Origin of the sequence: Nitrosomonas oligotropha (genome assembly GCF_900106555.1) — a bacterium.
GTDB classification, from domain to species: domain Bacteria; phylum Pseudomonadota; class Gammaproteobacteria; order Burkholderiales; family Nitrosomonadaceae; genus Nitrosomonas; species Nitrosomonas oligotropha_A.
In genome coordinates this window covers 1-3,862 of sequence record NZ_FNOE01000060.1, presented here as the reverse complement: position 1 = coordinate 3,862, position 3,862 = coordinate 1, and the positions used below count along the sequence as shown (strand labels likewise).

Sequence of the window (3,862 nt, the reverse complement as noted above, 5' to 3'; positions counted from 1 at the left end):
GAAGCGCAGAACCAGAGGTCAAAACCTCTTTTTTATTAACCTAATTGGTACACTCTTCGCCCGCTATTTGGTACCTTTTTACTCCGCCATTGACACGGAAAGCAGATTGCTTATAGATTAAGTGTTTCGGTGTGTTTCGTGGATTGCTGTGGAAGTGTGTGGATTGGGAAATGGCGGAGAAGGCGTCTTCTTGAACTAGGTTTCACGATGTTTCAATATGTATCCTATCCAGTTAATTATTAATTAGTTATTAGTTTTTGTTGTTCCAAAGAGTTTCTTGCTATATCATCAAATCCCAAACATTTTGATGGGATGGATGATGGGAAGAATTAAGTCTGCCATATCGGCCTTGGGTGTGAAAAAACTCTCTAAGGCACCAGGCATGCACGCTGTAGGGGGAGTGCCGGGTTTGTATCTTTGCGTCAATATGAATCCGAATTCCACCGATATGAATCCCTGTTTCGCAGCCTCATGGATTTACCGCTACTCCTTTTCTGGCCGCCGCCGGGATATGGGACTGGGCAGTTATTCCGATTATTCACTAGAAGAAGCCCGTCATCAAGCCAGCAAATGCCGCAGCCAAGTACTACAAGGGATCGATCCCCTGGATGACAAGCAGCAACAAAAAGACGCCGAGAAAAAAGCGCATAGCAAACGGGTCACGTTTCAACATTGCATCGAAAGCTATTTGGATGCGCATGGCGATGCCTGGAAGAATCCCAAGCACCGGGCACAGTGGCGTAGCACGTTAGAGTCCTATGCCTGTCCGGTTGTGGGTAATCTGAACGTGGCGCATGTCGATACCGGTCTGGTATTGAAAGTTCTGGAACCGATCTGGAAAACCAAAACAGAAACCGCCACCCGTTTACGCGGACGCATTGAAAGCGTTTTGGATTGGGCAACCGTGCGAGGCTATCGTGAAGGGGAAAACCCAGCCAGATGGAAAGGGCATTTGGATAAATTATTACCGTTACCCTCCAAGATCGCTAAGGTCAATCACTTCACCGCCTTATCCTACAAGGAAATCCCGGAATTCATGCAGCAATTGCGCAATCAACCCGGCATCGGTGCCGCTGCATTGGAATTTGCAATTCTGACCGCAGCCCGCTCTGGTGAAGTCAGAGGCGCACTGTGGCCGGAAATCAATCAACCGGAAAGATTATGGTTAATTCCCGCCGACAGAATGAAAGCCGGACGTGAACATCGAATTCCGTTATCCGATGCAGCCATAGCGCTACTGGAGCGCATGAAAGAACTTCACGTATCTGATTTTGTCTTTCCCGGTACCAAGCAAGACAAACCACTCTCGGATATGAGTCTGACAGCCGTACTGAAACGCATGGAGCGCGGTGATCTGACTGCACATGGCTTCCGATCCACATTCCGGGATTGGGCGAGTGAAACCACCGCCTACCCGCAGGAAGTCTGTGAAATGGCGCTTGCCCATACCATCGCCAATAAAGTCGAGGCCGCGTATCGCCGTGGAGATCTATTTGATAAACGCATCAGGCTCATGACGGATTGGGCCAGCTATTGCAACGGCATGGCAGCAGCGATCCAATCATAAATTCCACACTCACACGCCGATCACACTAATTTTAGAAAGAATATTGTTTTTTCTAATGAATTTAAGGAGTGGTCAGTATGTGTGAATATTGTTATGAATCCGCCATGCTTTACTTCGTGGCATCCGGTCGAAGACATGGTATTTATAGCCGGTTTGCTTATCTTGAAGAAGCCGATGATCTTAAAACCGAGATCGAACAACTGGAAGACCCCAATAATCCGGAACCGCTGATCGATCTGGCATTCTGCCGTTTATACGATCACTACTTGACGTATGGCTTTGATGCTGGATTATTCAATACCCTGCAGAATAAATTTGGGCAAGAAGCCATGCAAGCTTATCTCGCCAAACGGCAAGCCTGCCACAATGATTTATTCCGGGCGGAACTCAGTCGAATAAAACTCTTGACCAATGCAGCCCAATGGGGCCGGTTCATGGCCGACCAGGAAAGAATGCACAACCACGCCCTGGAATTGCTAAATTCCTATTATGACTGGTGGGTTCTCGGTATCGGCAAGGAAAAAGAAAAGAGAAAACCAAATTCGATTGACGAAAATTTGCTGTTTCCTGATGAACTGATGACGGCAAGTGCTGAATGGGACAAATTCCATGCTTTATATCCAGCGCTATTCTTTTCACTGTCATACCTCATCAACCACCACTGTGATTCTGACATCATCCGCAAAATTGCATTGACCAACCTGAAAGATGGAGCGGACATCTGGACGAAAGATTTATGGTTGCAACGCAGAGCCATGATCAATTGTGTGAAACGTGATGGATATTCATTGATCGTGGATAACTTAAGTCAAATCCGGTATGAATTGATTTACTATGTTTTGCTGAAGGTCACAATTAATCTGGCAGAACTATCCGTATTGAAAGCAACCATTCTCTCGGAACAAAGCGATCGTCTGACTGGGACGGTGGAACGGGAGTATATTTTTGAGTTGATGGATCAGTTGGCAGCATGAAGCGCTTCGGAAATGGTTGCAATGTTACATTGAGGTAAATTTGTGTTAAGTAGAGTTTTCTGGAAATAGATGATTTACAATGGGTTCACATAGTGAAAATTAGTTTCGTTCGAAAATGAAGTTTCTGCTTATATTTTTTGCTTGGTTTTTCATTGTAGAAGAACTAATGTCTGCACAACAACTTACTTTGGCTGAAAGGTATGAATTTGCAGTTAAAGATGCGGCTATAGTAAAAGAAAATTCAATATCCGATCAATTATGGATAATTTCTCCAAACAATATTGATTTAGTTTGGAATAAAGACAAAACTCAGCTTCTAGTCGTATCATGGATTAGTAGAGCTGATTTCGATCAATATCTTAACAATAAAACAATACTCGAAAGTGATTACAAAGTATTTACACTTTGGGTTACTGCCGTACCACAAATTAGGAAATTCTGTAACAAAATTAATAATCTATCTGTTTCTGAAATGGAACTAAGATTAAAGCAATATCTTGGTTTACCACATGATCATTCTGCTGATTTGTTTGTCGAAATGTGGGTTACACCAGATTCCTTGTTTCGCCCATGTGTTGATAACGAAATTATTGATAACCAATGCCAAGTTTCGATTCCAGAAGGATTCTTGGAAACAGAGTATGGTAAGTATTTTCAACATTTGTATTTTGACAGTTTTAGATCGCAAAAAATAGCGTGGACGGGCTTGGGCTACACTTACGACTGGGGAAATGCAGACTCCAAAGTAGGTGCAAGTGAGTTTATCCTTAAACCCGGTTCTTCATATCAAATTAATGTAGAACAAAGGACGCGCAAGTACTGCTCAAATAAATTGTAGTTATTATTCATATTCGCCAATTTCAAAATCAGGAGTTCTTTCAGCTAGGGTCTGTTAATGCTATTTGATATAATTTGGTGATGTGTAAGAATCCCTAGCGTTGTTTACAGTATTCAGGAGAATACTGTAGATGAACATACACAAACGTACTCGTTTAACATTATTGGATCGTCAGGAAATTTGGCGGCTTTATCAAACCCGGTTGTGGAAGGTAGTTCAGCTGGCAGAACACTTCCACGTCAGCCGCCCAACGATTTATGACGTACTGAAACGAGCCAGGCTACAGGAATTTACTCCGCGTAACAGTACCAACCAACGGTTCAAGACGTTGCAGTACGGTCTTAAACGTCTGGCCAAGGTCGAGCAAACCATCCAGGAACGTCTCAAACGTGAAGCGAAACGCTATAACAAATCTTACCCGGGCGAGCTCGTTCATTTCGATACCAAGCGGCTTCCCTTCTTGAAAGGGCAATCCGCCAATGA

Annotated in this window: 4 protein-coding genes; all 4 read left to right on the top strand. The window is 43.8% G+C overall.

The annotated features are described in order from the left end of the window. The first annotated feature begins 316 nt into the window (after nucleotides 1–316). The gene (locus BLU57_RS15410) at nucleotides 317–1,567 is read left to right on the top strand and encodes a tyrosine-type recombinase/integrase (RefSeq protein WP_090322848.1); all 1,251 of its coding nucleotides are present in this window, start codon (nucleotides 317–319) and stop codon (nucleotides 1,565–1,567) included. A 77-nt stretch (nucleotides 1,568–1,644) separates the two neighbouring features. Then, on the top strand, nucleotides 1,645–2,541 hold the full coding sequence (locus tag BLU57_RS15405; RefSeq protein ID WP_090322846.1) for a hypothetical protein: 897 nt from the start codon (nucleotides 1,645–1,647) through the stop codon (nucleotides 2,539–2,541). 166 nt (nucleotides 2,542–2,707) lie between these two features. Further along, nucleotides 2,708–3,379: a hypothetical protein gene (locus BLU57_RS15400; protein ID WP_143027011.1), complete on the top strand. Its 672-nt coding sequence runs from the start codon at nucleotides 2,708–2,710 to the stop codon at nucleotides 3,377–3,379. Nucleotides 3,380–3,509: 130 nt separating this feature from the next. Further along, a partial coding sequence (locus BLU57_RS15395; RefSeq protein ID WP_176776451.1) for a helix-turn-helix domain-containing protein occupies nucleotides 3,510–3,862 on the top strand: 353 nt, incomplete at its 3' end.

What these genes read in the sequence shown, in the direction of transcription:
- BLU57_RS15400 (WP_143027011.1), top strand. Translation starts at nt 2,708, where the DNA reads ATGTCTGCACAACAACTTACTTTGGCTGAAAGGTATGAATTTGCAGTT.
- BLU57_RS15410 (WP_090322848.1), top strand. Translation starts at nt 317, where the DNA reads ATGATGGGAAGAATTAAGTCTGCCATATCGGCCTTGGGTGTGAAAAAA.
- BLU57_RS15405 (WP_090322846.1), top strand. Translation starts at nt 1,645, where the DNA reads ATGTGTGAATATTGTTATGAATCCGCCATGCTTTACTTCGTGGCATCC.